Raw genomic sequence first — 18,184 nt, 5'->3', positions numbered from 1 at the left:
ATCAGATGGCAAAAATTATTGTCGTAACTTCAGGTAAAGGCGGTGTTGGTAAGACAACGTCAAGTGCAGCAATTGGTACTGGCTTAGCGCTAAAGGGTTATAAAACAGCCATTGTCGATTTTGATATTGGTCTTAGAAACCTCGACTTAATCATGGGATGCGAGCGTCGCGTTGTTTATGATTTTGTCAACGTTATCAACGGTGAAGCAAATTTAAATCAAGCATTGATTAAAGATAAGCGCGTTGAAAAACTTTATATTCTTCCAGCTTCTCAGACTCGTGATAAAGACGCCCTCACTCGAGAAGGGGTTGAGCGTGTGCTAAATGAGATGAAAGAAGAATTTGATTTCATTATTTGCGACTCACCAGCGGGTATTGAAGCAGGCGCAATGATGGCATTGTACTTCGCTGATGAAGCTGTGGTAGCAACTAACCCTGAAGTTTCATCCGTTCGTGACTCAGACCGTATTTTAGGTATTCTACAAAGCAAGTCGAAGCGCGCTGAAATGGGCCTAGAGCCGGTTAAGGAACACCTATTGCTTACACGTTATAACCCAGAGCGTGTCGATAGCGGTGAAATGTTGTCGGTAGACGATGTTAAAGAAATTCTAGCGATCGACTTACTAGGTGTAATACCTGAATCAAAAGCAGTACTTAATGCGTCTAACTCAGGTCAACCGGTTATCTTAGACCAAGAGTCTGATGCAGGCCAAGCGTATAGCGATGCAATTAACCGCTTATTAGGTGAAGTCGTTGATTTCCGTTTCTTGCAAGTTGAGAAGAAAGGTATCTTCAAACGGATCTTTGGAGGGTAAAGTGTCATTACTAGATTATTTTCGTTCTGAGAAAAAAAATAGCGCATCATTAGCGAAAGAGCGACTGCAAATCATCGTTGCGCACGAACGCTCAAAACGTGGTACACCTGACTACTTACCACAACTTAAGCAAGACATCCTCGATGTTATTCGCAAATACGTAAAAGTAGATTCGGATGCCGTCAACGTCCAGTTTGAACAAAACGAGGATGATTTAGCAGTATTAGAATTGAACGTTACTCTACCTGATGATGAAAAGTAACAGTTTGAGTAAATGTAATAAGGGCTATTTCTATAGCCCTTATTTATTTCGTTTTGCCCATTCTAATTAAGCTGTCAAGGGGCTTTACATTGCCCTACTCTTTACTTAATTATCCGAACTTCAGGTCACTTATTCTTATTTAAGGACAAAGTACCTTTGACCCTTTTTGCAGGCTTAGTATTGTGCTTTGGGCTTGACTTACGTTTGTTGTGACTGTGATTTTGTTCACCATTTCGCGTTTTTGGCTTAGGCTTAACGCTATTTTGTTTGTCGAGTTCAGTTGTTCTATCTTTGCTGTTATGCGCTCGCCTATCTTGCTTTGGACGACCGACCTCACTAACTTCACTTCTAGGCTTATCATGCTGTTTTCCCGCACCAGCACCCGCTGATGCCTCTTGCGTTTTACTCGATGACTCTGTGGCGTGATTAATCGCTCGCATTTCGTTTTCGTTAAGGTGACGCCACTTACCAGAGCTAAGGCCAGTTAGATCGATATTCATTATCCGAATACGTTTAAGGTGTGTTACTTCAAATCCTAGATATTCACACATTCTGCGAATTTGACGATTTAAGCCTTGGGTCAACACAATGGTAAATGACTTAGCCCCGGTTTTACGAACTTTACAAGGCTTTGTGACAGTGCCAAGGATTGGAACACCTGAGGACATACGTTTTACAAAGCGCTCATCAATGGGCCTATCGACCACAACCTCATACTCTTTTTCATGGTTATTGCCGGCGCGAAGGATTTTATTGACCATATCGCCTTGGTTGGTCAAGAAAATTAATCCTTCGGATGGACGGTCTAAGCGACCAATTGGGAAAATACGCTCAGGATAGTTAATTGCACTGACAATATTACTTCTGATTTTACGCTCGGTGGTACAAGTTACACCAACAGGTTTATTATAAGCAATAAATACAGCCTTTGGCTTTGCTTTCAGAGGCTTACCATCAATGATGATAGTGTCAGCATCAGACACTTTGGTGCCCATTTCTGGTAGAATTCCATTTACTTTGACACGGCCTGAGGCGATTAAGTCATCAGCTTCTCGACGACTGCAGAATCCAGTTTCACTGATGTATTTATTGAGGCGCTTTTGCTCTGTCACGATACAACCACTTTGAGTAAAAACCCGTATTGTAATCGCTTCAACCGCTTTACACTACTGCATTTCTACTTTTGCAAACTTTTTCTTAATAGCTCAGGAGAAAAATGATACTGCTCTTTAGGTTTTCCTCTAAGGCTCATTGCCTTGTAATCAATAGATTGCCAGTTTTTCGCTGACTTTATCCAGTAATAGTCCGCTAGATTTTCCTTGGTGATCACACTTAAGTCAAACGCAAGCTCTGTGTTGTCTTTCCAAAAGGGATGCCCATAATAATGATCGTACACCGAAATCAACGCCCAAGCTCCCATCATAAAGTGCCCGCCAACGGATGCTTGCATCTCATTATGTTCAATAAGGTCAAAAGTATCCGACAACCAATCAAACCCACCAAACACTATTTGTGAAGTGCTTGATGCAGCTGCGGTGATAGCTCCCATCGCCATCAAATCTGACGCACACCAAATAAGGTTTGTTTCTGGATAGCGGTGCAACAATTTCTTAGTCTTATCAAAGGCTTGTTCTTTTGACCACCCGGCATAAACGGTTTGCTGAACCACCACGCCAACTTCATCAAAAAAGCGCTTTGCACCGTTGCTTCTAATATCTGACTCTGTGCCATAGTGACCATTGATAGCAATAGGGTAAATTGTCTCATGACCGTTAGTTTTAGCCTGTTGGTATAGTTTCTTTGCCAGATCATAACCAGCTTGGTCATTATCATGATGCACTTCCCCAAGCCAATACTTATAGTGTTCTTTTGGATTACCTATTGCGAGCCTTTCAGGGCCAGAAATCGTTTCTTCTAAAGTAATATGATTGATCCCATATTTTTCTAAAAGCTTTAGGCTTTCTTCGGCACCACCGGGATAATTAATGAGGATGACGTAATCGGGAGTAGCACGATAACTCAAATATTTTTTAAGCTCAGCGAGCTGTATAATTCGGTTTCCTTCTCCATAAATCACATCTAGTCTAATATCGAATTGATCCGCAGCCGCTTCTGTAATGCCTTGGACGCGCTGCCAAAATGGTTCACCAGGCACAGAAGGATTAACAAACAAGACATTTAAAGACTGTTTAGCATCAACACTAAAACACACCATCCATAGCACTAACCCAATTAGTACTTTTTTAATCATAGCGGGCTCTTCGTAGCACTAGTACCTTCAATAACTTCTCAAATGGACCTTGCTTAAACAGCTTACAATATACCACCGCAAGGGCTAATTGAATTATAGACGCAATTGCAAATGCCGTGAAATAATCCACCCGCTCCCAAGTGCTGATAGCGCTCGGGTTTATAAAGTAAAAATAGCTTACAAACACAATTGACTGGAGAAGATAAAACGAAAGCGCTAGACGCCCAACACATTGGAGACTCCAAAGGTGATGTTTTGCACCTCGCATTGCCGCCTTAATTACGACGACATAAAACAACGCAACAGGTACTGCAAGGATCCAATCTATTCCTTCAAAAAACTCGACGCCTAGCTTACGTTCAAGAACAAAACCAACAAATGATAAAATAATGGCTATCACGGCAAACAAGTTAATTTTATGAACAGGTTCAGTACGCTCTAAATCAAACATTCCACTTCGATATAAACGCATACCGAGTAGCATTAACCCAGCGGTATACCACAAAGTAATAACCGGGATAAGTAAACTGATAATGATAAAGTAAAGGCCATTAAGGGTGAGCAGTTCTAGGTAGTTTGCTGGAATTTGCTGCAAAAACTCAAGGTAGACTTCTGAAGTTCTATTTATTTGTGGTTCTGGATCAATTAACAGCAATAGGCTAATAACAATAGAAGGGGCTAAAATGAACCCTATTGCATAGCGACTTAACTTTTTGTCACTCGCATTAATAAACCGCAGCGCGACAAATCCACTCAACGCATAATTAAATAAAATATCTCCAGGCCAAATCAACACGCCGTGTAACACGCCAAAGACCATTAGCCATGCTAGTCGATGTCTTGCAAGGCTCTGATCATCCCTCTTTGCTACCTGAATGCATAATGCCGCTCCAAATAACATTGCAAATAAGGTTCTGAATCGACCATCAAAGAAAATACTATTAACCATTGCGAAGAACGGATCAAGATAGTGGGCTGTTTGGGCTGGTACATAGCCCAACTCAAAATTGGCCATATGTACCATATTCATGGAAAGCAAGCCAAGCAGCGCGAACCCGCGGATCGCATCCATCGCAATAATTCTATTCATCAATACACACGGTTTTTATACATATCAGCCCAGTTTATCGCAGCAGCATGAAAATCAGGAAGGTTTTCGTCTTTGTAGTTTAGATAACTGCACGCATCCTGCAGAGTCCACCAGCTTCCAGACTCATAGGCTCTAACGATATTTAAAATATAATATAGCGTGTTGGGTTTACCTATCAAAGCATCATGAAGCTGCTCAGGAAAAGGTAGCTTGTTTACAACCTGCTCCATTGGCCTGTCAAGAATGGCATCAAGCAGAGAAAATAACCCTGTCATAAAACTCATATTGGCAAGTCCTGGCGAAATTTGCTGCGCGATAAGCTCACAAAACCGAGAACGAACAATAGAAAGACGTGTTAATTCTGTTGGCTTTCCCTCGGCTACGTGGGCTGTCATAATTAAGTTTACAAACTTTTTTACACGCTCGTTTCCTAAATATACCAAGGCTTGCTTTAAAGATTCGATACGACTTTTGATTGGAAATACGCCGGAGTTAATTAGCCTTAGCAGTTTGTACGCAAGCGCAGTGTCTTGAGCAAACAACTCGGCTAATCGTGTAATACTCATATTCGGTTTAAGTGCTTCTTCATAAATGAGCATGACAATCACATAATTGATAGTAATGTCTTTTTGCTCAATCATCTTTGGTTTTGCAAAGAAGTAGCCTTGAAAGAACTGAAATCCCATCTTTTTAGCTTGCTCGAATTCTTCTTCGGTTTCGACTTTTTCCGCAAGTAGTTTGATGTTCTTTCGCTCTTTGATCATGTCAATCACTGGCACTATGGTGTCCAGCGGATTTTCCATGACGTCGAACTTAATCAGCCTTACGAGCTTTAAGAAAGGTTCCCATTCTTTTGAGTACTCAAAATCGTCCAACGCGAGTCTAAAGTTGCTGTGAAATAAGCCTCTTATCCGCTCATAATTTTGTTTTGTTGGCGGAATAGTCTCCAATAGTTCCAAAATCACATCATTTGCTGGGAGAAACTCACACAGCTCCTGACGTAACGAGTCTGGACCAATATTAATTAGCGCTTTCTTTCCCGAAGTGAGATATCGCATACCGAGGTTAAGTTGATTATTCATTATCAGCTTGGCTGTCGCTGCATCATCTGCAATATTTGGAAAGCTATTTTTTACACCATCGCGAAACAACAATTCGTATGCAACAACTTGTTTTTTACGATTAAATATGGCTTGGCGGGCCACAAAAACCTTCAAACAAAAACTCCTTCGTACCTAAAGTGAACAATCGCACTTTTGGTTTAGCAATTTTTAGATTTTAACCCTTTATGATGATAAAGAAAATCAACCTAAGCTATTAAGAATCAAAATAATAGCTTAAAAGATAATGCAAAATGATAAAAAAGAAAGGCCAAAGCTATCTTTTGATACCTTTGACCTAGTTTTTTGTTTAACAACTGAGCCAATTGATAAATACTTAACACAGATGCGAAAATTTTTTTATCTACATTTTCGCTATCTATATAATTGTTCGCAGTATTTTTGTGCAACATCGGACCAGTCAAAGCGCTGCATACGAGCTTGCAGCCTGAGTTGTTGATATTTTTCGCTATCGTTCATCAGATCAGCAAGCGCTAATTCAAAAATCGCAATAAACTGACTACCTTGCTCAGCGAGTGTCTCTCCTTCAAAACAATAGCCGGTTTCATTGTGTTTTACTGTATCAGATAGTCCACCCACTTTATGCACGATGCAAGGTTGTCCAGCGCGCATCGCAAGCATTTGGCTGATACCACAAGGCTCAAAGGAGCTTGGCATTAAAAACAAATCACCTAACGGGTACAGTTGTTCACCGAGTGCTTTACCATAACCATTTAAAAACAAGACATTGTTATGGCGTGCCATTACTTCGATAAATAGCTGCTCAAGACTTGGATCACCAGAGCCAACAATCACAATGCGTGCTCCTTGGTGCTTGGCTATTTTTGCGATGTCATCGAGCACAATGCCTGATTGGGTAGGCTGTCTTAAAATAAGTGCTTTTTGATCGGTGAGACGACCGACACTTGTAATTAGCTTGCCGCGAAAGGCTTCGTCACGCCAAGCGAGTATGCGTTGGTGGGCAATGTAAAACCGAGATAATACTTGGCTAGATTTCGCCATCCATTGAAACACATGCTGCTCAGCAAGCGCCAAATAGTCAGCAAAAGTTAGATTCTCCTCGTCACCTGACTCATCATACACACAACCGTTTAAAATACCTGCTAACCGTCCTTCATGAGACGCATGCTGCATGTCGCTTTCTAACCCTTCGCCACCAAAAAAACCAAGCTCAGGGTGGCTTGGGATCATCACTTCTTTGGCGTAATTAGGAGAAACAACATGCACTTTGTCTGACAGATTAATAGCCGCTCGCATTGGATTAAAGCAGTGAGGATATTTAGGATCGCAAATACTGAGTCCATCATAGGTGAGTGTAGGAAACCAAGACTCAAGGCTGGAAAAGTCATGATTAAAAGGCCGGATCCCTTGAAGCGCAAGGTTATGCACAGTATAAACCGTCTTTAGCGTCTTTAAGCGTTTGAATCTAGGACTAAACTGACGAAGTACAGCAACAACAGCTGCATGCCAGTCATGTAGGTGTACAACATCTATCTCCGCTACCAACTCATGTTCAATAAGTTCAGCAACTGCCGCACTAAAAAACGCAAATCGATTTGCATCTGTCGCAAAAGGCTGGTGGGGATCATTACAGTAAATAGCGCCGTGATGCTCACTAAACAATGAGTGTGAAATGACATATTGAGTGACATTGTCACTTTCTTCAACAGACCAAAGCGTCGCCGTTTCTAAATGTTGACGAAAAGGGACGGCAATATCAGCGACTAAGTTTCGATTTAAAGCAGCTTGGCCATAATCAGGTGTGACCACCGATACTTTAATGCCAAGCTGCGCCAATGCGTAAGGCACGTCGCGTATTACATCTGCGACGCCCCCCACCTTACAATTTGGCAACCGATCGTTTTCGGCTGCCACTAAAATTACATGCATAGTACCTCTACATGGATCATTTATTATTTTTTTCCGCAAGCTCTGCGAGCATATCTCGGGTCACCAATACGATCCCCTTATTCGACACTCTAAAGCCATTCTCTTTGTCTAAGTCAGTATCGTAACCAATGGTCATCCCCTCTGATATTTGACAACTGCGGTCAATGATTGCGTTTTTGATTTTGCAGTTACGCCCGATTTTGGCACCCGGCAACACAACGGCTCCTTCAATTTCACAATACGAGTGAACATGCACATTGGAAAACAGTAATGAACGCTTAACCTTAGAGCCAGAAATAATACAGCCACCAGAAACCGTTGAGTCTACGGCCATACCGCGTCTATCATCATCATCAAATATAAATTTAGCAGGTGGTAACTGTTCCTGATAAGTCCAAATTGGCCAATGAGGATCATAGAGATCAAGTTGTGGTTCAGGAGAAACCAACTCCATATTCGCTTCCCAAAATGAATCTAGCGTCCCTACATCTCGCCAATATGGCTGCCCTTCATGTGATGGGTCGCAAAATGGATACGCATACACATTATGCTCTTCTATGATGGATGGGATAATATCATGACCAAAGTCACGACCCGACCCTTCTCGTTCCGCATCCTTTTTCAATTGCTCGAATAAAAACTCAGTGTTAAACACATAGTTACCCATAGACGCCAAACATACACCTGGCTTTCCAGGGATTGACGTCGGATCTACCGGCTTTTCATCAAAACGACGCACCCGGTTGCTTTCATCTACAGTCATGACACCAAACGTTTTTGCCGCCTCTTCACAGGGCACTTCAATACAACATACGGTCATATCAGCACCTGTCTCAACGTGCTTTGCAAGTAAGCCACCGTAATCCATTCTGTAGACATGATCACCCGATAAGATCATAACGTATTTGGGAAGTTCATGACGAATAATATCCATATTCTGGAAAACTGCATCTGCTGTGCCGCAGTACCACTCATCACCATATCGCTGTGACGCTGGCAATATCTCTACAGATTCTCCCAGCTCCTTTTTAAAGTGTCCCCATGCGCGATTAACATGGCGAATAAGGGAGTGCGACTTATACTGCGTGGCAATGCCAACCCGACGGATCCCTGAGTTAATGCAGTTAGACAGTGGAAAATCGATAATTCGATGTTTGCCGCCAAAATAAACAGCAGGTTTCGCTCGCCAATTGGTGAGCTCGTGAAGGCGCGAACCTCTTCCACCCGCAAGTATTAAAGCATATGTTTCTCGAGTGAGGGTACTAATATAACGATTCGCATAATTAGGCATTATTTCTTCTCTCCATAACTTTTTTGCGGTGACTACTGCATTGGGCTCAAGCGCCAAATATCATCGCTGTAATCTTGAATTGTTCTATCGCTAGAAAATTTTCCACTTGCTGCGGTATTGAGAATACTCATACGCAGCCAATGTTCCTTGTCTTTGTATGCTTGGGCCGCATGCTCCTGGCTCTCAACATAGGAAGGAAAATCTTGTGCCACTAACCAAGGATCGGTACTACTCTTAATTGAGTTGATTACGTCATCAAAGATATTAGGCTCAAATAGGTTAAAGTGCCCACTTTCGAGCAAAGCCATAACGCGTTTTAGGTCATTGTTGCTTTCTATTATCTTAAGGGGCTGATAATTTTGGCGCACTTGCTGTGCTTGTTCAGCAGTTACACCAAATAAGTAAAAGTTGTCTGCACCAACACATTCTCGTATTTCGATATTTGCACCATCTAAGGTGCCTATGGTGATTGCGCCATTCATCATAAACTTCATGTTGCCAGTGCCAGAGGCTTCTTTTCCAGCGGTTGAAATTTGCTCTGATAAGTCTGTTGCGGGGCAAATCACTTCCATTTTTGAGACATTGTAATTGGGCATGAAAGCCACTCGAAGATAGGGCCTCGCCGCGGGGTCATTGTTGATAACATTAGCAACATTATTGATTAATTTAATGATCTTCTTCGCCATGTAATAACCAGGTGCAGCCTTACCTCCAAACAGTACGCAACGAGGAACAAGCTCTGCCACATCACCACGACAGATCCGATCGTAAAGATGGATAACGTGCAATACGTTAAGTAGCTGGCGCTTGTATTCATGAATACGCTTGACTTGAACATCAAACATCATAGTTGGGTCAAACTCCACCTGACATTCATGGGCAATTAGCTCAGCCAGACGTTGTTTGTTGTTTTGTTTGACTGTTAGCCACTGCTTTTGGAAGGCGTGGTTATCGTAAAAACGACGTAGTTCACTAATTTTAGAAAAATCAGCTTGCCACCCGTCGCCAATTTTATCGCTGATCAATTGCGCCAGTTCTGGATTACAGTGCGATAACCAGCGTCTTGGCGTCACCCCGTTGGTTTTATTATTAAACTTCTCAGGGCAAAGTTGATAGAAATCGTTAAACAAACCAGCTTTTAATAGCTCGGTATGCAGTGCAGCAACACCATTGACAGAATAACTGCCTACGATCGCAAGATACGCCATGCGAATTTGAGGATGACTAGACTCCTCAATGAGTGACAGCGCACGCTGTTTTTCGATATCACCGGGCCATTTCAGTGCAACTTCCGACAAAAAGCGGGCATTGATCTCATAGATAATTTCTAGCAGCCTTGGTAACAAGCGCTCAAATAAGCTCACAGACCAGCGCTCTAATGCTTCAGGCAATAAAGTATGATTGGTGTATGCCATGGTTGATGTCGTTATCTTCCATGCGGCATCCCATTCAAGCTCGTAATCATCTAATAAAATTCGCATTAACTCTGCTACGGCAATACTGGGATGGGTATCATTGAGTTGGAATACATGATAATCCGCAAAATCACCGAAATCATCGCCATATTGCTCAACCCACGTTGCGATCACGTCTTGCAAGCTCGCGCTGGATAAAAAGTACTGCTGCCTTAGTCTCAGCTCTTTACCATTTTCACTGGCATCATTGGGGTACAGCACCATCGTTATCTGCTCAGCGAGATTCTTTTTCGCTACCGCTTCTGAGTAACTACCGGCGTTAAATTCGTTGAGGTCAAACTCATCAGTTGCCTCTGATTTCCATAGTCTTAATGTGTTTACCACCTCATTACGATATCCAGGAACAGGAACGTCGTAAGGCACCGCGAGAATATCTTGCGTATCAAGCCACTCACGATGCTGCCTACCATTTTTGTCGGTATGCACTTCAACATGACCAAAAAACTTAACTCTTCGAGCTTGTTCTGGTGCGGCAAGTTCCCATGGATGACCTTCACGGAGCCAGTTATCTGGCTGTTCTACTTGGTGACCCTGTTCACAGGTTTGGTTAAACATCCCAAATTCATAACGCAAACCGTAACCAACAACAGGAAGGGCTAATGAAGCACAGCTATCCAAAAAACAAGCTGCAAGACGGCCTAAACCACCATTACCAAGACCTGCATCATGTTCAGCCTGCGCGACCTCTTCAAGCTCAGTACAGTATTCTTGTAATGCCGCTTGAACTTGTTCTTCTAAGTCTAGATTTAATACCGCATTAGACAGCGCTCTACCCATTAAAAATTCCAACGAAAGGTAAGCTGCTTTACGTGTCTTTTTACTCTTAATGTGCTCTTTGGTTGCCCGGCAACGGGCGACTAATCGGTCACGAATAGTCAAGGCTAATGCATGGTACAGATACAGCCGCGACTCTCCTACTTTGTCCCGACCTAAGGTGTAGTAAAAGTGACGAGTCAAATCATCACTCAAGGTGTTTTCATCTATCTTTGGTGCATCTTGCCAATGTTTTACGACGCATACTGGCGCACTTTTATTAGCCATGCTTTTCATCCCCTTTGATTGATGTAAATATCCATGCTGACTTAGCTGGAACCTGTAAATATGAATCTAACTCTGGTTTTTGCGGTTCAACCGCGGTGGTAATTGCTTGCTGCCAATGAGATGAAAATGCACTAAACGGCAACTTTATTTGCAATGTACTCTCACTGGCGTTCAATATTATTAGCAGGCTTTGCCCGAGCTGCTGATCGGTGATGGTGTAACTCAACCATTTACGGCTTGGCTCTCGCCACTGTTCAGGCGATAACGGCTTTGCTTGTTCATTAAACCAATTCACCGCAAAACGACTGTCACTGTCATGGACATAAAATGAGTGAGAAAAAGCGGCAAATTGCTTACGAAGCGCAAGTAAATCTTGAATAAAAAAAGTTAACGTATGGTGTTGCTGGTGGTTTTTCCATGCCAGCCAGCTCGTGCAGTTGTCTTGGCAGTAAGCATTATTGTTGCCACTTTGCGTATGTGCCATTTCGGTGCCCGCACAAATCATCGGGATCCCTTTGGATAAAAACAAAGTGAGTAATGCATTTTTCTGCATACTGAGGCGCAATTCATTGATTTGGGGATCGGCACTGAACCCTTCTACCCCACAATTAAATGAAAAGTTTTCACTGTGGCCGTCTCTATTTGCCTCACCGTTTGCTTCATTATGTTTATGCTCGTAAGCCGTCCAATCAAATAATGAGAAGCCGTCATGACTGGTAAGAAAATTTATGGAGTTCAAAGGACCCCGTAAGTTATGTTCAAACAGGTCACTGGAGCCATGAATACGCATCGCAAGCTCTGGCAATACTCCCTCATCGCCACGCCAGAAGCGCCTAACGGTATCTCGATATTTATCATTCCACTCACGCCAAGGAGAAGGAAATTGTCCAAGTTGATACCCACCAGGACCAATATCCCAAGGCTCGGCAATCAGCTTTACTTTGCTAAGCACAGGGTCTTGATGGATCGCTTGCAAAAACGCATGTTGATTTGAAAATCCCGAGGCTTGACGAGCAAGGATCGTCGCCAAATCAAAGCGAAAACCGTCCACCCCCATGTATTCCACCCAATAGCGCAAGCTGTCCAATACAAGTCTTAATACCACTGGATTCGAGATATTTATCGTGTTTCCGCAGCCAGTGTCATTAATGTAGACATTGGGCTTACTCGGCAAGGTGCTGTAATAAGTCAGGTTATCAAACCCTTTAAAGCTTATTGTCGGGCCATCCAAACCACCTTCCGCAGTATGGTTAAACACCACATCCAAAATAACCTCAATACCGGCTTGATGGAGCCGCTCTACCATTACCTTAAATTCGTTGATGTCGTCGTTAACGAGATAACTTTTGTGTGGCGTAAAAAAGTTGAGGCTGTTATACCCCCAATAATTTTTTAGTCCTTTGGTCGTCAGAAACTGCTCATTGATAAACGCATGCACAGGTAGCAGCTCAATCGCAGTAACACCAATATGCTTTAGGTGATCGATAAAGATTTGTTCAGCAATCCCTAAATATTTACCTTGGTGTTTACTTGGAATATCTGGGTGTCGAACCGTTGCCCCTTTAACATGGCATTCATAGATCACCGTTTTACTCCACGGAGTCTTGGGTCGCTTCCCTTGATACTTCTCAATCGCTGTCACTTTACTCTTGGGCATATCACAGGCGTTATCTGAAGGGTTTAAATGACCTACTGGCAAATGGCAAAAATGCCGTTCACTCCAAGTAAACTCACCAAAAAAGTCGCGGCAATATGGGTCTAAGAGTAACTTATTGGCATTGAAAAGCAGGCCTTTTTCCGCGCTATACTCTCCGTCTACACGATAGCCATATAAGTCTCCGACTTGTGCTCCCTCGATAAACAATGACCAATTTCCGCCCTCATGCCGAAACATCCCTATCCGATTCACTTCGCTATGGCCGCTTTTGTCAAACAGACACAGGGTTACGCGTTTCGCTTTCGGTGCATAAACACAAAAGTTAACGCCTTTATTACTGGCCGTTGCACCCAATAATTGATGATCGCCGCGATAACTGGTTAGCATGTGCCACCAGATATCAGCTGCAAATACACGGTTGCCAAAGGCGGAACGGTTATATCGATACTTTGCTCAAGGCCATGGCTTGCTATGCTTTTCGATTCAATGAGTTGTTGTTTATGTGCAACGACTCCAACGCCACTCCCCCAAAACGCTTTGTCATCCGTGTTTAAGATAACTTGATACACACCCACTGATGGCACCCCTAAGCGGAATTGAAAATGGGTTTGTGGCGTAAAGTTTGCGATCACCACCAGCGGTGTAACACCATCTCGTTCGTAGCGTACAAAACTAAATATGCTTTGCTCAGCGTTCCCCCCATCAATCCAATTAAATCCTGTTGATTTGTTATCACACTCGAATAGTTGCGGCGTTGATTTATAGGTCGTATTGAGCGCTTTGACACACTTATACACGCCTTGGTGTGCTTCACTTTCAAGCAACTTCCAGTTGAGTTGTTGGTTATGATCCCACTCCTCTCGGGGGGCAAGTTCAGCGCCCATGAACAGCAACTTTTTACCTGGGTGGGCAAACATAAAGCCATAGTAGGCACGTAAATTAGCGAATTGCTGCCAATCGTCTCCTGGCATTTTGCTCAGTAGCGCACCTTTGCCATGTACCACTTCATCGTGACTTAATGGCAAGATGTAATTTTCAGAATAGGCATACACCATCGAAAAGGTCATTTCATGGTGATGGTACTTGCGATGAATTGGGTCTTTGGACATATAGTTTAGCGTGTCATTCATCCACCCCATATTCCACTTATAACCAAAACCCAAACCATCGTGTTCAACACTGCGAGTAACACCGGGCCAAGCTGTGGATTCTTCAGCGACCATCATAATACCTTCATCAACGCCATAGCATTTGGTATTGACTGATTTGAGGCACTCAATTGCACCTAGGTTTTCACGGCCGCCGTATTGATTTGGCACCCATTCCCCATGTTTTCGGCTGTAATCCAAGTAAAGCATCGATGCCACGGCATCAACTCGTAAACCATCGATGGCGTATTCTTTTATCCAATACATCGCATTCGACAGCAAAAAGCTTTTTACTTCAGCGCGGTCGTAGTTAAAAATATAGGTATTCCAATCTGGGTGAAACCCTTGCCGCTTATCAGCATGTTCGAATAGATGCGTACCATCAAACTTATGTAAACCATGGGGATCTGATGGAAAATGTCCCGGTACCCAGTCGATAAGTAATCCGAGCTCTTCACGATGACAGCACTCAACGAAGTAAGCAAAATCCTCCACGCCACCAAAGCGACTGGTTGGCGAGAATAACCCCACTGGTTGGTAGCCCCACGAGCCATCAAAAGGATATTCACTGATAGGCATCAGTTGCAAATGGGTAAATCCCAGTGCCTTTACATAGGGGATAAGGTCGTCCGCTAACTCTCGATACGTAAGATAGCGATTACCTTCTTCCTCTCGGCGCTTCCACGAGCCCAAATGCACCTCATAAATACTAATGGGTGCATTGACTTTATTACGCAACGATTTTTTATCATGCTCAGCTTGGCTCAACGTGAAAGCGGCTGGTCGAGCCTGAGTTATACTCGCCGTGCCTGGAGCTTGTTCCATTTTAAATGCAAATGGGTCGGCCTTTTCTATGCGCTCACCCTCAAATGTGGTGATTGCAAATTTATAGCAACAATCAACCTCCAGAGCTGGAATAAAAAGCTCCCATACACCACTGGCTGGATGTAATCGCATTGGATGTTGCACAGCCTGCCAATGGTTAAATTCACCTATCACAGAAACAGACAAGGCATTTGGCGCCCAAACACCAAATCGAAACCCAATTACTCCCTCTATCTCTACTTGATGTGCACCTAGATGCAAATAAGCTTGGGCTTGTGTCCCTTCATTAAATAAGTACAAGGCATCATCCGCCAAGCAACCATCAAAACTATATACATCCCTCCCAGTAACGGTTTGCTCTGGGTAGTGCACTTCAAGAAGGTAATCTTTACTGATGTCATCCGCTTTAAAATCTAATGTGAATAGCGCACTTTTGCGAAACCGTTCAAGAGCGTAGCTGCTATCGCTGGTAAGCACCTTAACTTCTGTCGCACCTGGAATAAAACAGCGCACGACTGAGCGCTTGGTATCTAGCTGGTGTAGCCCTAAAAAGGCAAATGGGTCACGACACTTACCGGCTTCCAAAGCGGCTAATTGACTGATGTAGTCATCCACTTGGGCGTCTTCTATTTTTGCTCTTGTATTCATCTATTCTTTCCTGCTGGTTACCGCATCTCGGATCAGCCGCCGAGAACTTGCAATAATTTCCGCTGATGTCTGATTAAGTCGCCTTCTCCAGTTTGGATACTCTTGGTCAGTACCAGGAATATTCACTGGTAACTTCTGTTCGTCGAGGTCATCAAACTGAATTGTCAGCATTTTTGCAGGCGACTTGGCGAGTACATTGATCAGCGCCTGATACACATCACGGGCTTCGCTCGCAAGGCTGACATTCACCTCACCATAGCGTCCAAGCCAATGACAAAGCTTTTCTCGCTCAGATGTTCGCTCTTCATCCGCTTTTGTTAGTTGGGGTTCGCTCAATAACTGATATTCACGTTTCAACCTTAGGTCATCATGGCTCCACCAGCCAAAAAATGGCGGGACGTCATGGTTAGCAACCATAAGTAACGCATTGTGCTTATAATGCGTGGGCGCTAAAAACTGACCGTGATAATCCTTCTCGAAGTAAAAAAGAATATTGCTGTATATATGAGACTCAGACATTGCTTCTTTGATTTCGATTGGAACAACCCCTAAGTCTTCACCAATGATCATCACTTGATGTTTGACGGACTCAATTTTGAGGATCGCTAAAAGGTACTCAAATGGATAATATACGTAGCAACCTGTTTGCTGCTGATCTTGATAAAAGCACCACCACAACCTTCTTAGGCCCATCACATGGTCAATTCTTAATGCCCCAACACCGGTGATGTTCGCTTGGATCAGCTGTTTAAAAAATGCAAAGCGCTGCGCTTTTAACTTAACGGGGTTTAACGCTGGTAACCCCCAGTTTTGACCGAGCTCTGCCCAAGGGTCTGGAGGCGCGCCCACGCGAGCATATTCGGCATACAAATTTTTATTGCTGTTGTATTCACTTGAGCCGTCAGCACATCCAACGGCTAAGTCATTGATTAAGCCTACGGCCATACCAGCATTCAGTGCCGAAGATTGGCATTGCGTTAATTGTTCAAACGCAAGCCATTGTAAAAATTTAGCAAAGTCATCGTCCTCAAATGCCTTAAGCTCTTGCTGCTTAGCCTGGCAAAATCTAGCAAAGTCTGCACGCCACGCTCCAGTTTGTTGACACAATAACTGCCACGCAAAACGTAACGCGTTAAGCTTACTTTCCATACAGTGAGTCATATCAAGATATGTCGTGTTCAAGTCACTCTTTGAGACGTCTAAATAGCCGGCGAACACACTCACATCTAAGCCAAATTGTTCACACAAAAGCTCTATAGAAATGTAAAAAGGGTGCAGTAGGCGACGGTCATTTGGGCTGTACGGACTTGCTTTTTCTGGTTCATCAACAAACAACAAATGCAGTGGGTTTAACAAAATATAGTCAACCCCTTCAGCTGCGCTAGCCTCAACTAATTGCTTTAGCTCATAAAAATCCGCACTTAGCTTGCTGCCAGAAGGCTTTAACGAATATAGCTGAATAGACAATCCAAGGAGCTTTTTATGTTGTTCAATTGGGTCATAACACTGTTTAGGCGTCACCCAAAGTTCTGTCTCAAACCGCGCACCATTTAACATTACCTCAGCGCTATGATAACCCACTTCAATCGCGTTTATTGGCACTTCAAGTTGAACATAACGTGTATCTTGATAGCGGTAATCCCCAACCGCGACTTGCTTGTTTGGATCGCAAACACAGCAATAACCCAATGCGGGGATCGACACAGTTAATTCGTTAATTTGCAGGCCGGCATCCACTCTTATCGTAATAGTTGGCGTCTCTTTGCAAACCAAAGTAATGGCTTCAACTGGCGTTAACCACTTAGCAATATCCAGCTCAAAATTGAGCGTATTTATTTCATCTAGATTGCTGACATCAACACCGCACTCCTGCAATGCCTGTAGGCGAATTTGGTGATCAAATACCACATGATCACCGGTGTATTTATGGTACTCATAACCAATACCATAGAGATAAAGAAGCTGAGCAATGTTGTCCATTTATAATGTTACGCTCTCGCTGTGGACACAACACTGTTGTCTTCTCCAAAGCCGTTGGGCACATAATCATCTGCTTGATGATCATTGTCCCAGACTTCACCATCAATCAAATATCTGAAGTGGTAATCTTTGTCGGTTGGTAAACGGTGTTTGAGCTTAAACGCACTGTCTTTTTTGATGAATTTCATCGGCTCAGGTTGCCAATCATTAAAATCACCAGCAAGTTCCACCGTTTTCGCTTCTGGGTGTGAAAATGAAAATGTAATTTCTGCTTCGTCTTTTGTTTTGAAAAACCGTTTAGTGAGCATATAACCCCCGTTTACCTTTTGTGAGTCCTTATTTCACAGTGACGTACGCTAATACTGCAAACGACTGGTAACTGTGTACGATTTATGTCGAGCATATTGAGATTTAAGTGAAATTAAATTGCAAAATTAAATTTTAATTAGATGGCAACTCACCGTTCGCTTTAAAAATCAACAACCCTAAGTACAGCAAACAAATATTGAGTTTGTATGACAGTACAAATTTGGTGCAATTTTGCACCACTTTGGCGCAATCTAAATCAGATAAGCAGTGATTTCAGTTTGCTATGAGTTCCTTGCAATCACTGAGCCAATCACATTAAGAGTCAACAAGAAAGCTAGTTAAGAATGGTTATCATGTAAAGTGAATTTAACTAATAATTGA

At 43.0% G+C, this 18,184-nt stretch carries 13 protein-coding genes; 2 read left to right on the top strand and 11 right to left on the bottom strand.

Annotation, left to right across the window (positions count from 1 at the left end; genetic code table 11):
• Nucleotides 1–5: 5 nt before the first annotated feature.
• Complete coding sequence (gene minD, locus A587_RS0105645; protein WP_010372960.1) at nucleotides 6–815, top strand: septum site-determining protein MinD; 810 nt, start codon at nucleotides 6–8, stop codon at nucleotides 813–815.
• 1 nt (nucleotide 816) lies between these two features.
• A complete protein-coding gene (gene minE, locus A587_RS0105640; RefSeq protein ID WP_010372964.1) occupies nucleotides 817–1,077 on the top strand; it encodes a cell division topological specificity factor MinE in 261 nt (86 codons plus the stop codon).
• Nucleotides 1,078–1,202: 125 nt separating this feature from the next.
• Here minE and rluF read toward each other — a convergent pair whose 3' ends face one another.
• From rluF to A587_RS0105580, 11 genes are all read right to left on the bottom strand, one after another.
• Nucleotides 1,203–2,189: a 23S rRNA pseudouridine(2604) synthase RluF gene (gene rluF / locus A587_RS0105635; RefSeq protein ID WP_017216772.1), complete on the bottom strand. Its 987-nt coding sequence runs from the start codon at nucleotides 2,187–2,189 to the stop codon at nucleotides 1,203–1,205.
• A 65-nt stretch (nucleotides 2,190–2,254) separates the two neighbouring features.
• A complete protein-coding gene (locus A587_RS0105630; protein ID WP_010372970.1) occupies nucleotides 2,255–3,328 on the bottom strand; it encodes an ABC transporter substrate-binding protein in 1,074 nt (357 codons plus the stop codon).
• Nucleotides 3,321–4,418: a DUF418 domain-containing protein gene (locus A587_RS0105625; protein WP_232288022.1), complete on the bottom strand. Its 1,098-nt coding sequence runs from the start codon at nucleotides 4,416–4,418 to the stop codon at nucleotides 3,321–3,323. The genes A587_RS0105630 and A587_RS0105625 overlap by 8 nt, the downstream gene beginning before the upstream one ends.
• On the bottom strand, nucleotides 4,418–5,635 hold the full coding sequence (locus tag A587_RS0105620) for an EAL and HDOD domain-containing protein (protein WP_010605397.1): 1,218 nt from the start codon (nucleotides 5,633–5,635) through the stop codon (nucleotides 4,418–4,420). The genes A587_RS0105625 and A587_RS0105620 overlap by 1 nt, the downstream gene beginning before the upstream one ends.
• A gap of 258 nt (nucleotides 5,636–5,893) precedes the next feature.
• On the bottom strand, nucleotides 5,894–7,429 hold the full coding sequence (locus tag A587_RS0105610; RefSeq protein ID WP_017216769.1) for a glycogen synthase: 1,536 nt from the start codon (nucleotides 7,427–7,429) through the stop codon (nucleotides 5,894–5,896).
• A 16-nt stretch (nucleotides 7,430–7,445) separates the two neighbouring features.
• A complete protein-coding gene (gene glgC / locus A587_RS0105605; protein ID WP_017216768.1) occupies nucleotides 7,446–8,720 on the bottom strand; it encodes a glucose-1-phosphate adenylyltransferase in 1,275 nt (424 codons plus the stop codon).
• A 32-nt stretch (nucleotides 8,721–8,752) separates the two neighbouring features.
• Nucleotides 8,753–11,236 (bottom strand): glycogen/starch/alpha-glucan phosphorylase, encoded by a 2,484-nt coding sequence (locus A587_RS0105600; RefSeq protein ID WP_017216767.1) that lies wholly within the window; start codon nucleotides 11,234–11,236, stop codon nucleotides 8,753–8,755.
• Nucleotides 11,229–13,280: a glycogen debranching protein GlgX gene (gene glgX, locus A587_RS23835; RefSeq protein WP_017216766.1), complete on the bottom strand. Its 2,052-nt coding sequence runs from the start codon at nucleotides 13,278–13,280 to the stop codon at nucleotides 11,229–11,231. Before glgX ends, A587_RS0105600 begins: the two co-directional genes overlap by 8 nt.
• Nucleotides 13,274–15,514 (bottom strand): 1,4-alpha-glucan branching protein GlgB, encoded by a 2,241-nt coding sequence (glgB, locus tag A587_RS0105590; protein ID WP_017216765.1) that lies wholly within the window; start codon nucleotides 15,512–15,514, stop codon nucleotides 13,274–13,276. Before glgB ends, glgX begins: the two co-directional genes overlap by 7 nt.
• Nucleotides 15,515–17,494 (bottom strand): 4-alpha-glucanotransferase, encoded by a 1,980-nt coding sequence (gene malQ, locus A587_RS0105585; protein WP_017216764.1) that lies wholly within the window; start codon nucleotides 17,492–17,494, stop codon nucleotides 15,515–15,517.
• An 8-nt stretch (nucleotides 17,495–17,502) separates the two neighbouring features.
• On the bottom strand, nucleotides 17,503–17,802 hold the full coding sequence (locus A587_RS0105580; RefSeq protein ID WP_010372991.1) for an isoamylase early set domain-containing protein: 300 nt from the start codon (nucleotides 17,800–17,802) through the stop codon (nucleotides 17,503–17,505).
• Between the last annotated feature and the right edge of the window lie 382 nt (nucleotides 17,803–18,184).

This window comes from Pseudoalteromonas sp. NJ631 (assembly GCF_000276645.1).
Classification (GTDB): domain Bacteria; phylum Pseudomonadota; class Gammaproteobacteria; order Enterobacterales; family Alteromonadaceae; genus Pseudoalteromonas; species Pseudoalteromonas piscicida.
This window is presented reverse-complemented; position numbering and strand designations above follow the sequence as displayed.

Bases quoted from the DNA above. Each gene is read 5' to 3' on its own strand.
- minD (WP_010372960.1), top strand. From the start codon at position 6: ATGGCAAAAATTATTGTCGTAACTTCAGGTAAAGGCGGTGTTGGTAAG.
- A587_RS0105630 (WP_010372970.1), bottom strand. From the start codon at position 3,328: ATGATTAAAAAAGTACTAATTGGGTTAGTGCTATGGATGGTGTGTTTT.
- A587_RS0105625 (WP_232288022.1), bottom strand. From the start codon at position 4,418: ATGAATAGAATTATTGCGATGGATGCGATCCGCGGGTTCGCGCTGCTT.
- A587_RS0105610 (WP_017216769.1), bottom strand. From the start codon at position 7,429: ATGCATGTAATTTTAGTGGCAGCCGAAAACGATCGGTTGCCAAATTGT.
- glgC (WP_017216768.1), bottom strand. From the start codon at position 8,720: ATGCCTAATTATGCGAATCGTTATATTAGTACCCTCACTCGAGAAACA.
- A587_RS0105600 (WP_017216767.1), bottom strand. From the start codon at position 11,236: ATGGCTAATAAAAGTGCGCCAGTATGCGTCGTAAAACATTGGCAAGAT.
- glgX (WP_017216766.1), bottom strand. From the start codon at position 13,280: ATGCTAACCAGTTATCGCGGCGATCATCAATTATTGGGTGCAACGGCC.
- glgB (WP_017216765.1), bottom strand. From the start codon at position 15,514: ATGAATACAAGAGCAAAAATAGAAGACGCCCAAGTGGATGACTACATC.
- malQ (WP_017216764.1), bottom strand. From the start codon at position 17,494: ATGGACAACATTGCTCAGCTTCTTTATCTCTATGGTATTGGTTATGAG.
- A587_RS0105580 (WP_010372991.1), bottom strand. From the start codon at position 17,802: ATGCTCACTAAACGGTTTTTCAAAACAAAAGACGAAGCAGAAATTACA.